The organism is Paenibacillus sp. FSL R10-2771 (assembly GCF_038000205.1).
Taxonomy (GTDB): domain Bacteria; phylum Bacillota; class Bacilli; order Paenibacillales; family Paenibacillaceae; genus Paenibacillus_AQ; species Paenibacillus_AQ phytohabitans.
The window spans coordinates 4,435,696-4,455,999 of record NZ_JBBOBM010000001.1; the positions used below are offsets into that span (position 1 = coordinate 4,435,696).

Here is a 20,304-nt window from a genome sequence, read left to right on the forward strand (position 1 = left end):
ACATTTCTTCTCTTGCTTGAACCAATCGAATTCCCAGTAAAATTTTCCATGTGTATAATATTACCAAACAAATGTTGCCTAACACAATGCCTATACTGATCCATCTGGACTGACTCCGCCTGTATTCATTTCCAATTCTCCACAACAAAAGACCCGTACATTACCTATAAGGTAAAATGTACGGGTCTTTTGTTGAAATCAGTGATGCGGTCAAGAGGACTCGAACCTCCACGATATTGCTATCACTGGCACCTGAAGCCAGCGCGTCTGCCAATTCCGCCATGACCGCATATTAGGTTGACTTGCTTACGCAGTCACAAGATAGATCTTATCATGCTGGGATTTCAGAGTCAACCTTTTTATCTTTTTTTAATTTTTGATTATTTCCAATAATTTTCAAGATGAATATTGCATTTACTTACCCAAAAGATGTATAATGAGAACAAAGGTTCGCATACTATAAATGAGGTGATTTATATGGCGACTACCAAGAGAAACACCCTAATCACACCAACACTTCCTGAAGATATAACCAAAGACGAATTGTCCCTTGTCAGAAGCTATCTGCTGCTAACGTTTATCCATAAAGTGTTTGAGCGCGATTGCCGAGTTATTGGTAAGAGCGGTCTCTTCAAGACTCCACAGCTCTACATGGAGCTCGTCTCCAGCGCCACGAAGAAGACTTCGCTGATGCTGCAGGAGGTTACCCGTGAGCTTACTTCGCATCAGCTGAAGATCAATACCATCCGCCAGGATCAGCGCGGAGTTACGGCCGAGTATACCTGCCGGGGATACTCCGGGGATATCCATATCCTTTGGCCCGGCTTCCGCAACGAAATGATGCTGCGCATGCGCGCTTATCTCGGGCTGGGTGCCGAGCTTGCCTCCGTTCTTCCCAGAGAAGAACGGGTGGAACAGATGGCCTTGTCCTTCTAGGCAGTTACTGGTTAATCCACAAAGAGCCTCGTCCTATTTACTGGACGAGGCTCTTTGTGTACCTACACTTCCTAGAGGTTCCATATAGTTTGAATTTGAACAAAAGCGGAACCATTCCATTTCCTCATACCTGTCCCGTTGTCCGCAGAGCGAGCCTGAGATTGTTAAATTAACACTACATAGGCATAATTGTTGTACGTATTGCAACTTTGATACCTCGATACCTGGGCATTCGGACAGATTGTTGTATGAAATACAACAATTCCTCCACCAAACCGCTAGAACAAAGAGAGATGTTGCCTTTTATACAACAATTTTGGATTAGGGCCGAATTACGGAGGGAAATGTTGTATTCTGTGCAGGATTTTAATAAGCAATGTGATCTCCGGTACAAATATCGGGATAAGAAATATTTGTGGCAATAGCAGCCGGATGTTCACTATTCTCTGTAGCCACGGCAACCCCAAATTCGAAAAAATCAAAAATTCAATCTGTATCGGGCGCGGCGCTCCTCTACTTAATGACCTTTTCAATCTCCTTCATCCCCGCATCCGGGAACAGCTTCGCCACATGCTCAGCAATCCGTGATTTCGATTCCGCGGGCTTATCAGCGTAACGCGAGGTGACCCATTCTTCCCCGTATACATGCTCACTCATCGCATACCGCCCGACTCCCCAGCCGTACGGACGGCCTTCTTTGTCCTGCTTGTATTCGAATCTGCTCGCTGTAATATAGGTCTGCATCTGCAGATGCGTCATTGCGGTATCGAAGCCCTTGGCCCCGTTTTTCCCGAAGCCGGCCAGCTGCTTAAGCTCATTGGAGAGCAGTCCCTCACTGTGTTCCATTAACACATCCATAATTTGTTTGCTGGGCATGGAGGCTAGTCCATCATCATATCTGGCGTCGAAGTCGTATCCGTCCCTGCGGTAATTGGCGAAGTCAGGGTACCACGCTTTGCTGATAAACCCGGCTTTTTTGTTAAAAAGCTTCGCATAAGCGATCTCGCCCCCTGCGGCAACTTCCTCGCGCCATTCCCACGGCCCTTCCACATCCTTCACGAACCAGTAGCCCGCAGGCGTGCATTCCTGCAGGGAGAAACCATCAATCTCACAGCGGAATAAAGGAAGGAAACCTATCTCACGCACCAGATCGGCTAACTCCCGCGCATTCTTAATTACAGGCAGCTTCATAACGGACCTCCCGGTTCATACGTCCAGCCTTCATCCCCGTGGTAGATCATCAGCTTGGACATACCGCCATCGATATTTATATTCTCCCCGCTGATGAATCCTGCAGCATCACTGCACAGGAAAAGCACCATAACAGCGATATCCGGCGGTGCTCCTACACGTCCGGCCGGGTGCTGCAGCCGGTCCGGCTCCGAATGAACCGGGTCCGCTGCTTCTCCCGTACCATGATAGGCAGTGGTATCAATCCAACCGGGGCTGATCGCATTCACCCTCGCTTTACCGGCCAGACTTACACTAAGGCCGTGGGTCAACGCACCAATGCCGCCTTTGGCGGCAGTATAGCTCTCCGTATCCGGCTGGGACATGCGCTCCCGGCTTGAAGAAATATTCACAATGGACGCTCCCGGAGCGAAATATTCCTTAAGCCGCAGTGTCAAATAATATGGCGCAGTTACCCCGATCCGCTGCACATATTCGAAATCCTCGTAGCTGCACTCCGACAGCAGTCCTTTTTTGCTGATGCAGGCATTGTTAATCAGGTAATCTACGTATCCGAATCTGCTGATAACCTGTGCGGTGAAATCCTCAATGACCGAACGCTCAGCAATATCTCCCGGATAGAAAAACAGCCGCTCCGCCCCATACTGCTCCTCCAGCCAGCGTCCGGCCGCAATATCGGTATCTATACAGGCAACCACCGCTCCCGCCTCCAGCAGCTCCTCTGTAATACAGCGTCCAATTCCGTTAGCACCGCCGGTGACGACAGAGATTTTATTCTGATGGTTCATATGCTCCTCCTTAGGCAGTTCAATGTAAGGGTCCTGCATAATCAGCAAAAGTACGCTCTGCAGCGTACTCAGCTGAGTGTAAAGCTGTATTTAATAACGGCATCTAGCGTATCCCGTTTGCTTTTTACAAAGTATCTGCTTCCGGTCTCGGCTCGCTGAACGGCTGATACAGGTAGTTCCGGTCCAGCTTCACAACACGCTTATTCGGACGCCGGATCATTACCTGGGACTCATCCCAGGCCAGCACAATCCCCTTGACATCATTGCTCTCCAGTCCATCCCGCACAACACGTATCTTTTCACCGGAAATCCGGTAGGCATCCAGCTGTTCATCACTGATCATAATTGTTCTACTCCCTCTCTGTCCTTAGCTTGTCCAATATTTGCCTAAATCGAATCATGAAAAAGACCCAAATGATAAATCATCCGGGTCTAGTTACGATTTGGGTAAGTCTGTATGTCTTATGAAGTTCTTATATCAGCGCTTCATTCTTCTCAAACCAGAAGTCAAGAACTTTAGCGGACATCACCCGTTGTTCCAGATATTCTACCTGATGATCCGTGAATTTCTGTCTCCAGTTGAAGGACAGCTCTTCACACAAACTTGTGATTGTCAGAAGCTCCGACCAAGCTACGTAGCGTTTGTACCAGAAAAACTGAGGATGTTCGATCATATAGGGATACAAATCGTCGAACTCCGTGTGTTTGCAATCCAGCGCACGTTCGAAGTGATCCTTAGCCTCGGTTAGTTTATCAATAAAAAATTGCTCTGTCACCGGTTCTTTCCCCATTGTGACGCCTCCTCTCTCATGTCTATTTTTATTATAAAGGAAAACTTATAGGGTGAAAAGCAGATGTTTCAAAAATAGGCTATGTTCCTGTATTTGTCACTTAAATCTTACCCGAAAGTAATCGTTCCCTCACTAAGTGAGGTAATATCGACAAGCGACTCCAGACGGATACCCTGTTCCCGGATTGTGCGGGCGCCGGCCTGGAAGCTTTTCTCGACCACTACGCCCAGACCCACAAGTTCAGCGCCGGAACGCTGGATAATCTTGATCAGGCCGCGCGCGGCGTCTCCGTTGGCGATAATATCGTCGATAAATAGGATTTTGTCATTCTCCGAGATGTATTGGCGGGACAGCATAATGTCCGTGACAATCCCTTTGGTAAAAGACGGCACCCGTTCGCATAAGGCATCGGGATCAGCGAGCAGCGTTTTTTTGCGCCGGGCAAAGACCAGCGGCACCTTCATCTCATAAGCGGTGGCAAATGCCACGGCAATACCCGAAGACTCCACGGTAACTACTCGTGTCACTCCAGCCTCAGCAAATCTGCGGGCAAACTCCCGTCCCATTTCCATCGTCAGCATCGGATCAACCTGGTGGTTGAGCAGACCGTCCAGCTTCAGCACCTGATCCGAAATGACGACCCCTTCCTCCAAAATCCGCTGTTTCAATATTTCCATGACCTTGAACCTCCATTACCTTTATAATTCCAGACGTTCCACTGTAATACCAGCTTATTCACAAGGCGGAAGTCATGTCCTTCTGTTCCTCATCATAACCTGTACTATGCGGACTGCACAAGGCAATCCTGCCCGCACCGCTATTTAAATCTTCGCAGCATTCAGAGGAGGAGAGCCATGAAGTCCCGAGTCCGCACATTGCAGATCGCTTTCACCTATATTGGCACCATTGTGGGTGCCGGCTTCGCCACCGGCCAGGAAATTCTCCGTTTCTTCACAAGATACGGCCACTGGGCCCTGCTGACCATCCTGTTCTCCACCGCGATATTTATTTGGCTCGGCACCAAAATGATGATTATCGCCCGGCGGATCGAGGCAGACTCCTACGAAGATTTCAACCGCCATCTGTTTGGAGAAAAGGCCGGGGCCAGTATCAGCCTGTTCACCATGATTATTCTGATTGGCGTGAACAGCATCATGCTGGCGGGTGCCGGGGCTATTTTTAAGGAGCATCTCGGAATGCCCTATCAGGCGGGGCTGCTGCTCACCATTCTCGGGTCCTACCTGCTCCTGAAGCGCGGCATTTCCGGAATCCTCCAGATCAACAGCCTGGTGGTCCCATTGATGCTTACTCTGTCGCTGATTATTGTATTTAATACGCTGGGTGTACCCGGTGCAGACCGTTTCCTGTTCCTGCCGACAGACCACAGCTTCTTCAGTGCCTGGATGTCTCCGCTCCTGTATACCGCCTTCAACCTCGGCATGGCCCAGGCTGTGCTTGTTCCGCTGGCCCGGCATACCGAAGACGAGCAGGCGCTTGTACGCGGAGGGATTCTGGGCGGAGCCGGAATCGGGTTCATGCTGCTGGCAGCCCACTTTGCCATGAGCTCACAGATGCCGGGAATTCTGCAGTTCGAGATTCCGATGGGCAGCATCGCCTTCCGGCTGGGTCCCATCGTGCAGACGATTTTTCTGCTGCTGATCTTCATGGAAATCTTCAGTACCTTCGTTGCAGACATCTATGGAGTTAGCGTTCAACTGCAGCAGCGCCTGCCGGTCGCCCCAGCCCTGGTAACCCCGCTGTTAATGCTGGTCTGCTATGTGTTCAGCCAATTCGGCTTCAGTTCCCTCCTCGGGGTGTTCTACCCGATCTTCGGCGCCCTGTGCCTGGTGTGGGCGGTCATGCTGATGCGCGCTCCCATGTCGCAGCCGCCGCGGCCAAGCGGTCCGCCTGCCTCTGGAAGCGGAGGTAAGGGCATCACCATTGTGGCGGTTAAGCCGGTGATCCGGACTACACGGAAATAACCGCAGCAGCAGGTATGATCGCCGCCACCGCTTCGGCCACATGCCGGTGGCAGGTCATCATCACAATCTGCCTGGATACCGACAATTCGCCAAGTAAATCAAGAGCCGCATGCAAGCGGTGTTCATCGAAATTAACAAACAAATCGTCGAAGAACAGCGGCAGGTTCACCTGACTGCTCATGGTCTCCGAAAGAGCCAGCCGGATCGCCAGATACAGCTGTTCCGCCGTCCCCGGCTAAGCAGTCCGCTGTCCAGCAGTCCGGCGTCCTTATGCTCCGCCTTCAGCTCCTTGTGCCCGAGAGTCATTACGATCCGGCGGTACTCCCCATGCGTCAGCTTGGAGAAATATACAGAGGCAAGCTGCAGCACCTGCGGCTGCTTCTCCTGTTCATAGATCCGCCTCGTCCGTCCCATAAGCTCTGCCGCCAGCGCCGTTACCGCATATTGCCCGGCCAGATTACGCAGCGCCGCCCGCTGTTCTTCCAGCTGCTGAAGCACCGAGTCCTCCATGCACCGTCCCCTCAGGTCCTCCCGTTCCTGCAGCAGCTTGCCGCGCTGCTGGAGCAGGAAACTGCGTTCTTCCTCCAGGTTCAATACCGCCTCTTCCGCCGCCAAGCGTTCCTGTTCAAGCACCCGGGCATCCTGATGCTCCAGCAGCCGGAGCAGCTCTGCCTTGCCTTCCTGCTCCCATCCGCCAAACATCGCCAGCTCCCACTGACGTACCGACCGCGTCAGCTCACTATGCCTCAGCCAGGCCGATGAACGGCGCAGGAATTGTTCACCGTCCTCAGCGCCGCCTTCCTGAAGGAGCCTGCTGCTCCGCCCGTTCAGCTCCTCCTGCTCTCTCCGGTTCGCAGCCAGTTCCTCACGAACTTGGGTAAGCCGCGCTTCTATACTCTCCCTGCGCAGCAGCTCTGTCTTCAGTGCCTCCCATTCCCGCTTCCGCAGCTCCAGCCAGGTTAGCAGTGAAAGAGAGTCCGGTGAAGCTTGAGTTGATGCCGGGACTCCGGCAGGAGGTTCAGCTTGGGGCTCCGGCTGCGGGCCTGATTGTGAGCCGGGATGTGCGGGAGCCATCAAAGTAACAGAGGAGTGATCCCTGCGGGCCTCGGCAGCAGCCTCAGTATCTCTAAGCAGAATCATCCCTTCCTGCTCATAAGCAGCGCACTCTGACTCCAGTCCGCTGAGCCGGAGGGATAATTTGCCCTGCTGGCGGAGCAGTTCATTGCCCCGCTCCGCCAGAGCGAAGATATCCGGCAGACCGTCCGGTGAGAGCCCTTCCGGCAGCCCCCGCTGGCGCAGCCATTCTTCATAACGAGCGGCCAGCTCCGTGAAGCTGGCTTCGGCATGGTCCAGCTCCTCTGCCAGTACCCGCTCCTGTCCGGCCAGCACCGCGAGCTCCGTGCGGCAGGCCTCCACCTCAGCGGTCTGCCGTTCGACGCGCTGGCGCCAGGCATTCCACGCCTCCATCAGGCGGCGCAGCTCCTTCATCCCGGCCTCCAGCCCGCCGGCATCTTGTATGCCGCTCTCCGGCTTCGCCCCGGAGAGCAAAAGCCCGCGCAGCCGCAGCATCTCCGCTGCGGCCTTGCCCGCCTCCCCGCCGCCCGGCGCAGGCGGCGTCTGGTCTGCTCTGCTTGCACCGCGCAGAGCGAAGAGCAGTGCAAGGTCCGCTGCGGCCAGCAGGCCGAGCGCGGACCACGCGCTGACCGGCGGCGCGCCGGTCAAGAGCAGCGCAGGCGGCAGCAGCAGCGTAAGCGCTGCGCCCGCCTGCAGGAGGCGCCGGTAGCGCTGCGCCAGGCGCCCGTTCCCGCCGGGGCGGCTATCCCCGGCGGCAGTGCCTCTGCGGCGCGGGACCTCCGCGCCGCCTGCAGAGCCGCCGAGCAGCGCTTCGCGCCAGCGCTCGGCGGCCTGCTGCAGCTCGTCCCACAGCTGCAGCAGTTCACGCGGGCTGCGCGGAGCGAGGCCCGCGAAGTCCGCTGCGCCGCTTGCGTGTTCGCGCGCAAGCTGGCGCTCGGCCGCCTGCAGCGCAGCGCCGGCGGCGGCCGTTCTGGCGCGGAGGCTCAGCAGCTCCGCGCCTCTGGTCTCCATTTGCCGGTCGTACCCGGCAAATGACGCAGCGTAGCGCCGCGCGGCTTCCCGGTCCGCCGCGCTGGCTGCGAAGCCCGCCAGCTCAGCGGCGCTCCAGCCCGCGCCAATGCTGCGCAGGATACGCTGGAGCTGTTCGCCCAGCGCGGCAAGCTCACCCGTCAGCCGCTGCCGCTCCGTGCGCTTGTCCTCATAGCTGCCCCGTCTGCGGTCCAGCGCTTCGAGAACCGGCCCCTGCTGCTCCAGCAGGGAATCAGGCGGGTTCGCGGCAAGCTCAGCCGCAAGCTCTGCCTGCAGCCGTTCCAGGCGGAACGCTGCGCCCTGCAACCCCCGCAGATCACCCTCCAATGCCTTCCAGCGGTCCACTCCAGCTTCAGGGAACGCATCGATCTGCGGAAGCTCTGCCAGCTCAAGCCGGGCTTCAGACCATTTCAGCCACAGCTCACGGATCTCCTGCGCCTTCCGCAGCTTAAGCAGCCGGCCAGCCGCGGTTTCCCGGCTATCTTTCATCTGTAACAGCTTCTGCTCTACCGCTTCCAGAGCCAGGGTATTCTCATTATATCTGGGCAGATAGGAACGGCTCTCCGCTACCTCCCGTTCCAGCTTCTCAATAGACTGCAGAATCTTGGCGGCATCCTGCACCTTGCCCCGTGGCTTATAGAGCTTCTCGGCATCCTGGACCAGGCGTTTCTCCGCCCGCATAATCTCACCGCCGCCGCCCATCCCGGCATGGAACAGGTAGCTGCTCATCTCACCGGACTGCAGCGCGCCAAGCTCCTGCAGCTCGTCCAGCGAGACGGCGAACAGCTGGCGGAACATACTCCGCGAGATGCCGCCCAGCAGGCGGCGCTCCAGCTCAGCCTGCTGCAGCTCCTCAGTGCTTCCATCCGGATGGCTAAGTGTAATCTGCAGCTTCTCTCCTCTTCCAGGTCCTTCACCGCCGGAAGCAAACCGGCGGATCGTCCAGAGGGCGCCTCTATCATCACGCGCATTCAGCACCCCGCCATGTGTTCCGCCCTGCAGCGGCTCATACCGCTCGGCAGGATACGCCCTGCCGGGGATGCCGTACAGCATCGCGCGGATAAACTGCAGGGTAGTGCTTTTGCCGGCTTCATTACGCCCGAAGAGCACAGTGACCCCTTCGTTCAGCTTCATCTCCCGCCGGGCCAGACGGCCATAGCCGTCAATCCGCAAAGACTCAATTTTCATTCAGCATCCCCCCGCTCCCGCCATACAGTCAGGTCCGCCGCTTCCCTGTCACTGTCCTCTTCCTCCGGCATCGCCATATTCACCGCTGATCCGCCGGCTCCGTCTCTTTCCGAGGGTCCGTTGGCCCGGGCAGACACAACCTCTTCTCCTGCCGCAGGACTCTGCGGCACAGTAGCCTGCTCCTCTACTCCGCTGAGCAGCACAATGCCCAGCTCCGCAGCACTGCTTAGCCAGTCCCGCTTCTCTTCGCTCCCTGTGGACATGAGCAATTTGCGCAGCTCCTGATTCTCCATTAGCGGCCTTAGCGCAGTGGAGATCAGCTCCTCCAGCTCCTCGTCGTTCCCGCCGCTACGTCCGGCAAGACGCAGCATTTCTCCGAGAAAGCTGTCCTCCAGCAGCAGACGGCCCCGGTCAATAGCCAGTCCCGTTTCTATAGCGAAGCCTTCGGTCCACACGAGACCTGCATACTCCTTACGTTCCGCACGGACCGTTTCCCGCCGCTGCAGCTCGGCGAGCAGATCATCCGCAGCCCCCTTCTCCGTCAGCACCTTATGTATAGCACCCCGCCCGGTCAGGCGGAATCTTACCACAGACATCAGCTGCGGTGTTTCTTCCCGGAGGTCTTCAACCGCATTCTCAACGGCCCGCGTCCACTCAGCCTCATCCGCCAGACCCTCCACCGGGATCTCACGGACCTGCCAGCGCACACTGTCCAGTTCATGGAAGGTCAGCGACGCAGCACCTTCTGCATCCACATAAACGATATAGCAGCCTTTAGGGCCAGTCTCTTTAATACTTCGCCCCTGAATATTTCCCGGGTAGACAATCGGCGGACGATCGTGCAGAATACTGCGTTTATGAATATGCCCCAGCGCCCAATAGTCGTAGCCCCTGCCGATCAGATCCTTGCGGCTGCACGGAGAGTACGTCTCATGCTGGAGATCCCCGTCCACATTGCCGTGCAGCAGGGCAATGTGGAACAGGCTGCTGCCCGGTTGACGGTTATACCGCAGCGCCGTATTCTCAGTCACTTTGGCAGTTGGATAGGAGATCCCGCTGATCACGGCTACCTCCCTGCCGTCCTCTCTGCTGCGGGCAATAGCCTGTTCCGGCTCATTGCCGCCGAACACCGTAACGTGATCAGGCGGTGCCTCTACCAGACGCGGCCCGTCCAGCGGATCATGATTTCCGTGAATCAGGAACACCTGAATCCCGTGCCGCCCGAGTTCCTCCAGCGCTTCCCGGAACCGGAGCTGACCCTGGAGAGAGGCATCGGAGACATCATAAACATCGCCGCTGATGACAACGAAATCTACCTTTTGCTCTATAGCTACGCCAACAAGCCGCCCGAGGGCGGCGAAGGTGGACTCCCGGAGATAGGAGCGTATAGCCTGCGGGAGATGGGACAGCCCTGCAAACCGGCTGTCCAGATGCAGATCCGCAGCATGCAGGAATCGAAAAGGTATCATACCCTCACCCCTTCATTCCCGGCTGATACTGCAGGTAAGTTTTCTTCAGCTCATTGGCTACCCGGGTCAGGGAATAGAGGCTCTTGGCCTTATCCCAGGCCGAACGGGACAGCTCATAACGGTAGCCGGGATCACTGATCACTTTCTCAAGGGCATCTGCCAGTCCCAGCTCATCATCCGGATTCACCAGCAGCCCGTTGACGCCATCTTCAATCTGCTCGGGAATCCCGCCGACATTCGTTCCGACAAGTGCGAGGCAGCTGAGTGCAGCTTCCGCAAAGACTGACCCGAATGCCTCCGCCCGCGAAGGGAGGACAAAAATATCAAAGAACGGCATGAATTCCTCCGGATGCAGCGTATAGCCGTAAAAGATCGTTTCATTATAAATTCCCAGGTCCTGCGCCAGCTGCTCCAGCTCCGCCCGGCTCGGTCCGTCCCCGATAATATGCAGTACATATTCATGACCCCGCTTTTTGAGCTCGGCACAAGCCTTGAACAGTGTATCTATTCCTTTGGCCGGTACCAGACGGGTAACAGTGACCAGCTGCGGAATATCATTGTCATGCGGCACAGGCTTGAATCTCTTCTCGTCGAAACCGTTGGGAATAACGCCGATGCTGCCGGGCTGATCTATATAAGGAGTTAAATATTCGGCAAAAGCGCGCGAAACCGTCATCAGCCTGTCGCTGACATGCTCCAGCTCGCGGTAAATCGAGACCAGAAACTGATGCTCCAGGCCGCCCTCCTGGATGGCTCCATTCAGAATCAGCTCGCGTTCATAGCTGGAGTGCAGCGTTTGAATTAAAGGAATTTCCGGATATATTCTTTTCATGGCCAGCCCGGCAATCGGGTGATGGGCATGGATCAGATCATAGCTTTTGCTCATCCGCAGCTTCGTCCACCAAATATAATCACGGTAGGTTTGGATATATTTTTGCACAACCGGACTTTCGCCGTACTGTGTCCAGTCAAAGGTTTCAAAGACAATCTCTTCGCGTCCCTTGCCCCGGATCCGTTTGGGCAGCCAGAACAAATCCATCTCCCAGCGGCTGGACCGGAAGCGTTCCTGCAGATAAGGGATCATAGAAGATACACCACCGGGCTGCTCCGGCGGGAAGAATAGCGCTTGCAGCAAGTTCATAAGGTACATCTCCCTTTACAATTGCCCTGATTACGGTGAGACCCGGCAATTATGATATAGTTGTGTATATGTAGAAGTACAATTACAGGTACGCTAAGATCCATACTTTGATTTTATCGGTATCTACCTGAAACAGCAACTAAGATGACAGCTTTACTTATCTTGGATTTTGATTAGAGGAGAATGACGTATGAATGAAGAACGGCTGCCTGCCGCTTACACCGCTGACATTAGAGAGATGCTGGGGGATACGGCAGACGCTTTTCTGGAGAGCTATCATGCACGGCGGACCCAGGGTCTGCGGTTCAATGGTTTAAAAAGCATTTCAGATCCGGGCCGCACAGCTGCGGAACAAGCAATATCCCAATTTAGCCTGTCGCCGATACCTTGGTGTCCGGCAGGATTTTATTATGAAGAGCCTGCACGGCCGGGGAGACATCCTTATCATACCGCCGGACTATATTATATTCAGGAGCCCTCGGCAATGTCCGCAGCTGAGCTGCTTGGACCGCTTCCCGGGGAGACTGTGCTCGATCTGGCTGCCGCACCGGGAGGCAAAACCACCCATATTGCCGCGCTGATGCAGGGACAAGGCTTGCTGATATCCAATGAAATACATCCTGAACGGGCCAAAATACTCGCAGAAAACGTAGAGCGGCTTGGGATAGCTAACGCGCTTGTCACCTCGGCAACCCCGGGGGAACTCTCCAAGCGGTTCCCTGAAGTTTTTGACCGGATTATGCTTGATGCGCCTTGCTCCGGTGAAGGAATGTTCCGCAAAGATCCTGCCGCCGTAAGCGAATGGTCACCGAAGCATGTGGAGATGTGTGTTGCCAGACAGTGGGATATATTGCAGGATGCCTACCTGATGCTGAAGCCGGGCGGCAGTATGGCTTACTCGACCTGCACCTTTAACCGCAAAGAAAACGAAGAGACGATCGAACACTTCATACAGAGCTATCCCGATATGGAGCTGATCGTTACGAAACGGCTGTGGCCTCATTTGGAAAAAGGAGAAGGGCATTTCGTAGCCCTGCTGCGCAAGGCAGTTGTAGAGGATGATGCCGAACCTGCACAGCGTCAGGGCCGCAGCAAACGCGGAGACCGCGGCAAGAACAGTCCGAAAGTAAGCTCCTCGCTCCGGGATGCCTATCAGCAGTTTATAAGCTGGTCGTCGGTAGAACTGCCCGGGTTTGCCGGAAGCGGCGTACCGCTTCTCTTCGGTGAATCCCTGTATCTGCTGCCCGAAGCATTCAATGACCGGCTGCACACCGGCCTGCTCGACGGCCTTAAGGTTCCGCGTGCCGGACTGCATATTGCCCACTTGAAGAAAAACCGGATTGAACCCGCCCACGCTCTGGCCATGGCGCTGAGACCGGATCAGGCGGCGCGGAGCTATGATATGCCTGCCGGGGGTCCGGAAATCCAGGCCTGGCTGCGCGGAGAGAGTCTGCCCGTTCCGGCCAGCCTGCATGGCTGGACACTGGTCAGTGTGGATGGCTTGCCCGTAGGCTGGGGCAAAGCCAGCTCCGGCCAGCTGAAGAATCATCTGCCCAAGGGCCTGCGGATACTGAAAGCCCATATTGATGAGGTTTAGGCTGCTGACCAGTTCAGGGAGCCTCCTTACGCATATGATGTCATTATCCCATGGAGCTCCGCTGAACTACTAACGCGGCAATGGGAACAGACATGAGTCAAGGGAGGAATCAGACATGGGTGCAGTTCCAGGCTTCACATCGACCGGTGCGATTTTGGTGCTCTTCATATTGCTCGTTATCATTTCCCGTTCGTTGTTTGTCTAATTCCGCTTAAGCAGCATAGCGTATAGACACAAGCGGCCCGGCCGTTCCTTTCAGGAGCGGCAAGGCTGCTTTTTTGCGTTTTTTAATTGCACTTTTCATTTGCACTTTTTATTTGCGTTTTACATTTTCACTTTACATTTCCACTTTTTATTTGCGTTTTTCTTTTTATCTGAACGGAACTCCACAAAAAAAAGCACAGCACAGAGCCGCCCAGGCACTGAACCATGCATTATGTGGTCTTCGTCTTCTTCAAGCTTCACTGATTCTGAATGCTATGAAGCAGTCCGGGTTGTGGGAATAGTTATGATTTTCAACACTTAATCATTCCGTCTCTGCTGCTTTGCCAATAATAAGTGGATTATCGTCACTAATTCCGCCCATATTCCCGATATTCTCCAGAGGGAGCGGAATTAAGTGTCTTTTTTCCAACTGCTGCCCTGTTTCCTGAGATTTCCGCATAATTAGATGACGTTTTTCCACTTAGTACACCGCCGGGGCCAATCAGGACAGAAGTCAGGAAGACAGGCAGTATTTCACCAGCGCATCGCGCACGCCATTGTCATTATTCGTTCCGGTAACCGCATCTGCTGCTGCTTTGACTTCAAGCGGTGAGTTGTCCATAGCAACACCCAGGCCGGCATACGTCAGCATAGAGATATCATTATAATAATTGCCGATCGACAGGACCTGCTCCTGGGGAATGCCCAGCTCTGCGGCCAGGTTCTTCAGGGCATTGCCTTTGGAGGCTTCCGGGTGCATGAAGTCCACGAAGAACTCTCCGCTGCGCAGAATGTTGTACTGCTCTCCCCAGGTAGACCATTCCCGCTGCGCTTCATCCAGAATATCAGACTGCGTGAACACGGTGAATTTCACAATCGGTTCGCGGAAATCCTCCCAGGCCGGCAGCGATGCAGGCATAATCCGGAAATGCTCATACATGAAGTTGGCTTCCTTGGTCAAGTTCTCGACATTATCGACATACATATCGAATGCAGTGTTAACGTCGAAATGAATATCATGTTCGCGGCAATACGCAATATACGGATCGAGCCCCCTGGCGTCCATTCCATATTGGTGCAGTACTTTTCGGTCCTTCACACTCACCGTCACCGCTCCGTTATGCCCCAGCACGTACCCCGACAAGCCCATCTCTTCCATGAACGGAATCGAATTCTGCGGGCTGCGTCCTGTACACAATACGATCTGACCGCCCTGGCGGGTAACCTCGGCAATGGCCGCTTTATTCTCGTCACTTAAGTGATGATCATCGTCCAGCAGCGTTCCATCCACATCAAGTGCTATCAGCTTGTATTTCATACTCCACCATCCTTATTTCTCTGTATAATATTTACCTCACTCTGTATCAAAAGCTTACCTAAACCCCATCAACTAAGATTTCGTTTATATCAAAGGTTGTGTAAATTCTTCACCCGCGCAGCTGCCCAAAATCGGCTGAATAGTACGTGAGTCTCGTAGGTACTGTAAGCGAGCCATTGCATTGAACCGATTACGGTATTCAATATACTTAATTGTACTTTGTACAACTAAAACGTCTGATTTACAACCAATACTCTATTTAGTTGTATTTCGTACAATTAAACTGCCATTGCGCCTTGGTTTTCACCCATTTGGGCAGATTTAGTTGTACAGAATACAGTTATAAGACGTAAGCATCCCTTTTCGCTGTTTTTAATTGTACATTATACAACTATCTCTGAATCTCCATTAGGACTGAACACTCACTAGCAGCATTGTTGAATACACTCACTTTTCAGTTCTGAAGTTGCACTAGCTAGTATCCGCTACGGTCCGGCGTACAGTCATTTCAGCTATACTGCATGCAAGCCCAAGCCCCGGCGGTCCGCCGAAGTTGTATTAGCCTTCCACCATTTAGGATCTGGCAATCTGCCAGGTCCGCTCTTCATTTGCTGGATATGGCGCTGCATCACTTTACCCGCCAGCTTATTCCTCCGCCCCGCCCCGGCGCAGCAGCTCCAGCTCTTCAGCAGTCAGCTCCCGGCATGCGCCAAGCGGCAGGCTCTCATCCAGCTTCAGCTCCCCCATCGATACGCGCTTCAGGAAGACAACCTTCTTCCCGACCGCCACGAACATCCGCTTCACCTGGTGGAATTTGCCTTCCGTGATCGTGAGCGAGATATACGACAGCACCTTGCTGCCTCTTTCTCTGCTCAGAATCCTCAGGCTTGCCGGAAGTGTCACATACCCATCCTCCAGCTCCACACCGGCTGCAAAAGCGGCCACATCCGCCGCATCGACCTCACCTTCGACCGTAGCTTCGTAGGTTTTGGGTACATGCTTGCGCGGGGACAGCAGCTCATGAGCCAGCTTGCCGTCATTGGTGAGCAGCAACAAACCCACGGTATCCTTATCCAGCCGCCCCACCGGGAACGGCTCGAACAGCGCATACTCAGCTTTAAGCAGATCCAGAACAGTACGGTCGCGTTTGTCCTCAGTCGCGGACAGGACGCCCGGCGGTTTGTTCATCATCAGATAGATATATTCACGGTAGAGAACCGGCTCACCGCCAACCTCGATCACGTCCTGCCCGGGGTCTACATGAAAGCCGCTGTCTTTGACTACAGCGCCATTCACCGTAATCAGCCCCTGCTTCGCCTGCTTGCGGATATCGCTGCGTGAGCCAATGCCCATATGGGACAATACTTTATCAATCCGCTGCTTCTTATTCGTATTTCCTGCTCCACTCATAATCTATGTCCACCTCCAGCCAGCGGGATATTCGTTCTTGAGCATACCGTCCTGCCATTTGCCCCAGCCTGCGCTGAAGCCGTCAATGCAGACGAGCATGTAACCCTTGGAGGCATGACCGGCCTTAATGGACAGACGTTCCTCCGGAATCGACAAGGTCTCTCCCTTCAGGTAGGAGACAGCTTCACCGCTTGCACTGGACAGCGACACACTTCGGCTGCTCTCCGCAGGATGCAAGGCTGTTGCCAGCGGATGCCCGGGAATGAACCGGCCGCTCTTCATATGTCCGACATACCAGCCCGGACGGATCGTCTTCAGTCCGTCCAGCGCTTCACGCGGCAGCGGCGAGATATACAAGTGATCTCCGAACCATACCGGATATCCGGCGGGCAGCTTCCCAAGGAGCTCCTGAATAAAACCAGCATACACCGCAAGCGATGCTTCTTCTCCGGTTCCCTGGACCTGCCGTCCGGCAGCAGCTCCAGTTTTGCCAAGCCCCCGTCCGCCCTTGCCTGCGCGCCCGTTCTCAGCTTTGCCTGCCGAAGCTTTGGCAGGGGAAGCTGACCTTGTATCCCGGTTACGCGGAGAAACGGATACGGTCGCCTCTTTGAAGTCTGCCCTTGCTTCTATGAGGTCTGTCTTTGCTTCTATGAAGTCTGCTCTCGCCTCTATATCTGCCACTCCAGCTATATCAGGACTTCCGTCATGCCGCAGCACGGCCATGAAGTGTCCTTCGCCCTTGACCTTATGCGGCCACAGCCGCGCAGCTCCCGGCAATGGACCTAATCCGGCAGCAAAAGAACCGCTGCCGCCCACCGGTACCAGCGAGAACTGCGGATGACCGGATAAGAAACCGTCAATCATCTCTTCGTTCTCTTCCAAGGCGAACGTACATGTCGAGTATACGACCGTTCCGCCCGGCTTCAGCGCTGCCGCTGCCGCCGCAAGGATCTCCCGCTGCATACCCGCATATTTGGCCGGAGTTTCCGGTTCCCACTGCTTGACCATATCCTCGTCCTTGCGGAACATGCCCTCACCGGAGCAAGGCGCGTCAATCAGTATCCGGTCGAAGAATCCGGGGAATGCGGCTGCAATTCGCTCCGGGCTCTCATTCAGTACAATTCCGTTACGCACGCCGTACAGCTCCAGATTCTTGGCAAGTGCCTTCGTCCGTTCCGGATGCAGGTCGTTGGTAACCAGCAGACCTTCGCCTTGCAGCTTGGCGGCAATCTGCGTGGATTTGCCGCCGGGCGCGGCACACAGATCCAGTACCCGGTCACCCGGCTGAACGCCAAGCAATTCGACCGGTGCCATGGCACTGGGCTCCTGGATATAGTATAACCCGGCATGATAATACGGGTGTTTGCCGGGTCTGGCTCCCTCTCCGGTATAGAAACCGGTAGGGCACCAGGGAATAGGCTCCAGCCCGAAAGGGGATCGTCCGCGCAGCTCGTCCACAGTAATTTTCAGCGTATTTACGCGGATTCCTCCGTAGGGGGACTGCTTATATGTATCCACAAATTGATCGTATTCAGTTCCCAGCAATTCTTTCATGCGCTCCATGAAAAGCCCGGGCAGTTGTGCCGCCATGATGCCGTCCTCCTGCTCAAATAATCAAGGAACACCCCTGCGGGTGCTCCTAATGTTGCCTTGCTATATTCAATCCGCTCTATGCCTGGGTCTATCCGGCCGCTGCGGCCCCCGGCGCTGGGGAAGCTGCGGCTTAAGAGACTGCGCAGTCATTCCCGCCGCTTCTTCCAGCACAGGGTCAACAATACGGATCGTCAGGTCATAATAGGGAAACGGCTGCTCTTCATAAGCTTCAAGCCGGGCGGCATACTCTCCCACTTCCTGCACGAGCTTCGCCAGATCAATCCCCAAGGTAACCGCCGGATATCCACGCAGTACTTCATAGGACTGCCTCAGCATGATCCGTCCGCCGCGCACATTGGCGTTGCGGAAATGATACAGCCCGACCGCTACCTGCAGCAATGCTTTGTAGAGCGGGTCGCGCTGCTGTTCCAGCCATAGCTCCTCAAGCACCTCATGACATTCGAAGTAATCCCTGTCCCGGTTGAAATAGATCAGATACTCCAGGTACAGCGGCTCATAGGCCATCCGGCTGGCTGCCCTTCTTGGCATTCGAGAGCAGCTCCCGCACATGATCCAGCAGCTCCCGCATAGCGTCCATATCCTGCACCTGCCAGATGGCATTGAACCGCTCCTGGCACTCAATCGCTTCATTCACGAGGTGATAGAAATACAGCTGATGGATGGCTTTGAGCAGTTGGGTCGTCGTATTCGAGTTCTCCTCGAAGGTCTTCTGGGCTTCCAGAATCTCTTCACGGATACTGGACATCTCGCTGTCCAGGATCGATGCCGCTTCCGCTGCCGTCTTCAGGCGGACGCGCATTTCATCCGGCAGGCTCTCGCGGTATTTATAATTCAGCGAATGCTCAATGGTTGCCCAGAAATTCATCGCCAGCGTGCGGATCTGGATTTCGGCCAGTACAATCTTTTGTCCAAGTGCAGTCTGTACCGGGTATCTGATGATCATATGGAAGCTGCGGTATCCGCTTTCCTTGTAGTTGGTGATGTAATCCTTCTCATATAACACTTCAAGGTCCTTGCGGGCGCGGATGTACTCCGCCACTCTGCGGATATCCTCGACGAATTGGCACATAATGCGAATGCCGGCGATATCCTCAATGCCCGTTTCCAGATCCTCCATCTTCACGTTTAACCGCTTAGCCTTTTCGAGTATGCTCGACAGCCGTTTGACACGTCCGGTTACGAACTCAATCGGTGTATATTCTTCTCTTTTCTTGAGTTCCGAGCGCATTGTTTTAAATTTAACCTTCAATTCCTCCACAGTCTGTTCATATGGAAGTAGAAAAGTTCCCCAGTCCCTGACGTCCATCGCCTTGTCCTCCTGTCCATTCATCCTTCAGTGATGATCAGCGCCCACCGCTTCTAGGAGCCCCCGGAAACCGTCCCGCCGCAGCAACTGCCGTAATCCGGCATGCACTTTGCGGTTAACCTCCGGTCCTTCATAGATGAGTGCTGTATAAATTTCGACCAGGCTTGCGCCTGCCCGGATTTTGTCATAAGCATCCTGGGCTGTAAAAATCCCGCCCGAGCCGATAATCGGCAGCTTGCCGCCGGTCTGGCTGTAGATTCTGCGGATAATCTCTGTGGAGCGGTCACGCAGCGGCTGGCCGCTGAGTCCTCCCGTTTCACCGGCTTTGTCACTCTTCAGCCCTTCACGGACAAGTGTCGTATTGGTGGCAATCACACCGTCCATTCCAGCCTCTGTGATTGTATGTACCATATATTCCAGCTCGGCGTCGCTGACATCGGGAGCAATCTTCACCAGCAGCCCTTTGGCTTCTCCGGTCTTCACCCGCTGCAGCTCCATCTCTTCCTTCACCTGGCTAAGCAGGTTCGAGAGCTCGCTGCCATGCTGGAGACTCCGGAGATCCGGCGTATTCGGCGAGCTGATATTGACCACAAAAAAATCACCGTACGGATATAGCGTACGGATACACTGGCGGTAATCCTCATGCGCCAATTCATTCGGGGTGGCCTTGTTGCGCCCGATATTGACCGCTACCGGGATCCTGCGCTTCTTCATCCCCTTCAGACGTTCAGCCATTGCCGCTGCGCCTTCATTGTTGAAGCCCATCCGGTTAATCAGCGCCTTGTCGGGCAATAGGCGGAATAACCGGGGGCTGTCATTGCCCGGCTGGCCCAGCGGCGTCACTGTGCCCACTTCCATAAATCCGAAGCCGATTGAAGAGAAGCCTCCTACCGCTTCAGCATTCTTATCCAGTCCTGCAGCTAAGCCTACCGGTGTGGGGAAATGCACGCCAAACAGATCCACTGCCAGATCAGCAGTCTCAGGAACACCGTACATGAGGCGCATCGCCGCACTTCCGCCGGGAACTAAATTCGCTTTATTTAGTCCGCCTATGACGAGATGGTGCGCCTTCTCCGGGTCCATTTTAAAGAAAATTGGTTTACCAAAATGTCGATACAGCACCGTTCTCGCTCCTTCAAGGGAACCACAAATCGCAGGGCGACTCCCGTATCTATAGGTTTCTTCTTAATTTTATCCGTTTCCGGGTGAAAAGAAAAGTTTTTTGCCGCAGCGATTGTTCCAGCCTGTCCCTCAGAGTATAGTAAT

The 20,304-nt window shown here is 54.7% G+C and carries 20 protein-coding genes and 1 tRNA gene; 4 read left to right on the forward strand and 17 right to left on the reverse strand.

Annotation, left to right across the window (positions count from 1 at the left end; genetic code table 11):
- Window positions 1–205 precede the first annotated feature (205 nt).
- Window positions 206–289: transfer RNA gene (locus tag NSU14_RS19150), tRNA-Leu, on the reverse strand.
- Window positions 290–477: 188 nt separating this feature from the next.
- Between NSU14_RS19150 and NSU14_RS19155 the strand changes: the two genes are divergently transcribed.
- On the forward strand, window positions 478–936 hold the full coding sequence (locus NSU14_RS19155) for a hypothetical protein (RefSeq protein WP_042135775.1): 459 nt from the start codon (window positions 478–480) through the stop codon (window positions 934–936).
- Window positions 937–1,449: 513 nt separating this feature from the next.
- Here NSU14_RS19155 and NSU14_RS19160 read toward each other — a convergent pair.
- From NSU14_RS19160 to NSU14_RS19180, 5 genes are all read right to left on the reverse strand, one after another.
- Window positions 1,450–2,127: an AlkZ-related protein gene (locus NSU14_RS19160; RefSeq protein WP_340946824.1), complete on the reverse strand. Its 678-nt coding sequence runs from the start codon at window positions 2,125–2,127 to the stop codon at window positions 1,450–1,452.
- Window positions 2,124–2,915: an SDR family oxidoreductase gene (locus NSU14_RS19165; RefSeq protein ID WP_336102992.1), complete on the reverse strand. Its 792-nt coding sequence runs from the start codon at window positions 2,913–2,915 to the stop codon at window positions 2,124–2,126. The genes NSU14_RS19160 and NSU14_RS19165 overlap by 4 nt, the downstream gene beginning before the upstream one ends.
- Window positions 2,916–3,039: 124 nt before the next feature.
- Window positions 3,040–3,258 (reverse strand): hypothetical protein, encoded by a 219-nt coding sequence (locus tag NSU14_RS19170; RefSeq protein ID WP_042135771.1) that lies wholly within the window; start codon window positions 3,256–3,258, stop codon window positions 3,040–3,042.
- Window positions 3,259–3,388: 130 nt separating this feature from the next.
- Window positions 3,389–3,706, reverse strand: coding sequence for a hypothetical protein (locus NSU14_RS19175; protein WP_039309077.1), 318 nt, complete (start codon window positions 3,704–3,706; stop codon window positions 3,389–3,391).
- A gap of 107 nt (window positions 3,707–3,813) precedes the next feature.
- Entirely contained in the window at window positions 3,814–4,383 is a 570-nt protein-coding gene (locus tag NSU14_RS19180; RefSeq protein ID WP_042135769.1) for a xanthine phosphoribosyltransferase, read from the reverse strand.
- Between the two features lie 177 nt (window positions 4,384–4,560).
- Between NSU14_RS19180 and NSU14_RS19185 the strand changes: the two genes are divergently transcribed.
- Entirely contained in the window at window positions 4,561–5,688 is a 1,128-nt protein-coding gene (locus NSU14_RS19185; protein WP_336102993.1) for a YkvI family membrane protein, read from the forward strand.
- Here the strand turns inward: NSU14_RS19185 and NSU14_RS19190 are convergent.
- The 4 genes from NSU14_RS19190 to NSU14_RS19205 are packed head-to-tail and all read right to left on the reverse strand — an operon-like array spanning window position 5,675 to window position 11,589.
- Entirely contained in the window at window positions 5,675–5,869 is a 195-nt protein-coding gene (locus tag NSU14_RS19190) for an ATP-binding protein (protein ID WP_340946827.1), read from the reverse strand. The genes NSU14_RS19185 and NSU14_RS19190 overlap by 14 nt on opposite strands.
- A complete protein-coding gene (locus NSU14_RS19195; RefSeq protein WP_340946830.1) occupies window positions 5,866–8,979 on the reverse strand; it encodes an AAA family ATPase in 3,114 nt (1,037 codons plus the stop codon). The genes NSU14_RS19190 and NSU14_RS19195 overlap by 4 nt, the downstream gene beginning before the upstream one ends.
- Window positions 8,976–10,448, reverse strand: a complete 1,473-nt coding sequence (locus NSU14_RS19200; RefSeq protein ID WP_083705520.1) for a metallophosphoesterase family protein — start codon at window positions 10,446–10,448, stop codon at window positions 8,976–8,978. Before NSU14_RS19200 ends, NSU14_RS19195 begins: the two co-directional genes overlap by 4 nt.
- A gap of 4 nt (window positions 10,449–10,452) precedes the next feature.
- Window positions 10,453–11,589, reverse strand: a complete 1,137-nt coding sequence (locus NSU14_RS19205) for a glycosyltransferase family 4 protein (RefSeq protein ID WP_042135763.1) — start codon at window positions 11,587–11,589, stop codon at window positions 10,453–10,455.
- Window positions 11,590–11,779: 190 nt separating this feature from the next.
- Between NSU14_RS19205 and NSU14_RS19210 the strand changes: the two genes are divergently transcribed.
- Together NSU14_RS19210 and NSU14_RS19215 are read left to right on the forward strand one after the other, a co-directional pair.
- Window positions 11,780–13,186, forward strand: a complete 1,407-nt coding sequence (locus tag NSU14_RS19210) for an RsmF rRNA methyltransferase first C-terminal domain-containing protein (protein WP_340946833.1) — start codon at window positions 11,780–11,782, stop codon at window positions 13,184–13,186.
- Window positions 13,187–13,301: 115 nt separating this feature from the next.
- Entirely contained in the window at window positions 13,302–13,391 is a 90-nt protein-coding gene (locus NSU14_RS19215) for a sporulation protein YjcZ (protein ID WP_197073075.1), read from the forward strand.
- A 321-nt stretch (window positions 13,392–13,712) separates the two neighbouring features.
- Here NSU14_RS19215 and NSU14_RS19220 read toward each other — a convergent pair whose 3' ends face one another.
- The 7 genes from NSU14_RS19220 to NSU14_RS19250 all read right to left on the reverse strand — a co-directional run bounded on the left by NSU14_RS19220 (window position 13,713) and on the right by NSU14_RS19250 (window position 20,160).
- On the reverse strand, window positions 13,713–13,871 hold the full coding sequence (locus tag NSU14_RS19220) for a hypothetical protein (protein WP_156118593.1): 159 nt from the start codon (window positions 13,869–13,871) through the stop codon (window positions 13,713–13,715).
- Between the two features lie 33 nt (window positions 13,872–13,904).
- Window positions 13,905–14,708: a Cof-type HAD-IIB family hydrolase gene (locus NSU14_RS19225; RefSeq protein ID WP_340946834.1), complete on the reverse strand. Its 804-nt coding sequence runs from the start codon at window positions 14,706–14,708 to the stop codon at window positions 13,905–13,907.
- Between the two features lie 645 nt (window positions 14,709–15,353).
- Window positions 15,354–16,118: a pseudouridine synthase gene (locus tag NSU14_RS19230; RefSeq protein WP_042135757.1), complete on the reverse strand. Its 765-nt coding sequence runs from the start codon at window positions 16,116–16,118 to the stop codon at window positions 15,354–15,356.
- Between the two features lie 3 nt (window positions 16,119–16,121).
- Window positions 16,122–17,708, reverse strand: coding sequence for an RsmB/NOP family class I SAM-dependent RNA methyltransferase (locus tag NSU14_RS19235; protein ID WP_340946835.1), 1,587 nt, complete (start codon window positions 17,706–17,708; stop codon window positions 16,122–16,124).
- Window positions 17,709–17,777: 69 nt separating this feature from the next.
- Window positions 17,778–18,260: a DUF309 domain-containing protein gene (locus NSU14_RS19240; RefSeq protein WP_305954205.1), complete on the reverse strand. Its 483-nt coding sequence runs from the start codon at window positions 18,258–18,260 to the stop codon at window positions 17,778–17,780.
- Window positions 18,226–19,038 carry a GTP pyrophosphokinase gene (locus tag NSU14_RS19245; RefSeq protein ID WP_039299775.1) on the reverse strand — a complete coding sequence of 271 codons (813 nt, stop codon included), beginning with the start codon at window positions 19,036–19,038 and terminating at the stop codon, window positions 18,226–18,228. The genes NSU14_RS19240 and NSU14_RS19245 overlap by 35 nt, the downstream gene beginning before the upstream one ends.
- A gap of 27 nt (window positions 19,039–19,065) precedes the next feature.
- Window positions 19,066–20,160 (reverse strand): quinone-dependent dihydroorotate dehydrogenase, encoded by a 1,095-nt coding sequence (locus tag NSU14_RS19250; protein WP_042135749.1) that lies wholly within the window; start codon window positions 20,158–20,160, stop codon window positions 19,066–19,068.
- Window positions 20,161–20,304: the final 144 nt, after the last annotated feature.

What these genes read in the sequence shown, in the direction of transcription:
- NSU14_RS19245 (WP_039299775.1), bottom strand. Translation starts at nt 19,038, where the DNA reads ATGGACGTCAGGGACTGGGGAACTTTTCTACTTCCATATGAACAGACT.
- NSU14_RS19165 (WP_336102992.1), bottom strand. Translation starts at nt 2,915, where the DNA reads ATGAACCATCAGAATAAAATCTCTGTCGTCACCGGCGGTGCTAACGGA.
- NSU14_RS19225 (WP_340946834.1), bottom strand. Translation starts at nt 14,708, where the DNA reads ATGAAATACAAGCTGATAGCACTTGATGTGGATGGAACGCTGCTGGAC.
- NSU14_RS19210 (WP_340946833.1), top strand. Translation starts at nt 11,780, where the DNA reads ATGAATGAAGAACGGCTGCCTGCCGCTTACACCGCTGACATTAGAGAG.
- NSU14_RS19205 (WP_042135763.1), bottom strand. Translation starts at nt 11,589, where the DNA reads ATGAACTTGCTGCAAGCGCTATTCTTCCCGCCGGAGCAGCCCGGTGGT.
- NSU14_RS19235 (WP_340946835.1), bottom strand. Translation starts at nt 17,708, where the DNA reads ATGGCGGCACAACTGCCCGGGCTTTTCATGGAGCGCATGAAAGAATTG.
- NSU14_RS19185 (WP_336102993.1), top strand. Translation starts at nt 4,561, where the DNA reads ATGAAGTCCCGAGTCCGCACATTGCAGATCGCTTTCACCTATATTGGC.
- NSU14_RS19160 (WP_340946824.1), bottom strand. Translation starts at nt 2,127, where the DNA reads ATGAAGCTGCCTGTAATTAAGAATGCGCGGGAGTTAGCCGATCTGGTG.
- NSU14_RS19215 (WP_197073075.1), top strand. Translation starts at nt 13,302, where the DNA reads ATGGGTGCAGTTCCAGGCTTCACATCGACCGGTGCGATTTTGGTGCTC.
- NSU14_RS19230 (WP_042135757.1), bottom strand. Translation starts at nt 16,118, where the DNA reads ATGAGTGGAGCAGGAAATACGAATAAGAAGCAGCGGATTGATAAAGTA.
- NSU14_RS19195 (WP_340946830.1), bottom strand. Translation starts at nt 8,979, where the DNA reads ATGAAAATTGAGTCTTTGCGGATTGACGGCTATGGCCGTCTGGCCCGG.
- NSU14_RS19170 (WP_042135771.1), bottom strand. Translation starts at nt 3,258, where the DNA reads ATGATCAGTGATGAACAGCTGGATGCCTACCGGATTTCCGGTGAAAAG.
- NSU14_RS19180 (WP_042135769.1), bottom strand. Translation starts at nt 4,383, where the DNA reads ATGGAAATATTGAAACAGCGGATTTTGGAGGAAGGGGTCGTCATTTCG.
- NSU14_RS19240 (WP_305954205.1), bottom strand. Translation starts at nt 18,260, where the DNA reads ATGCCAAGAAGGGCAGCCAGCCGGATGGCCTATGAGCCGCTGTACCTG.
- NSU14_RS19190 (WP_340946827.1), bottom strand. Translation starts at nt 5,869, where the DNA reads ATGAGCAGTCAGGTGAACCTGCCGCTGTTCTTCGACGATTTGTTTGTT.
- NSU14_RS19155 (WP_042135775.1), top strand. Translation starts at nt 478, where the DNA reads ATGGCGACTACCAAGAGAAACACCCTAATCACACCAACACTTCCTGAA.
- NSU14_RS19175 (WP_039309077.1), bottom strand. Translation starts at nt 3,706, where the DNA reads ATGGGGAAAGAACCGGTGACAGAGCAATTTTTTATTGATAAACTAACC.
- NSU14_RS19200 (WP_083705520.1), bottom strand. Translation starts at nt 10,448, where the DNA reads ATGATACCTTTTCGATTCCTGCATGCTGCGGATCTGCATCTGGACAGC.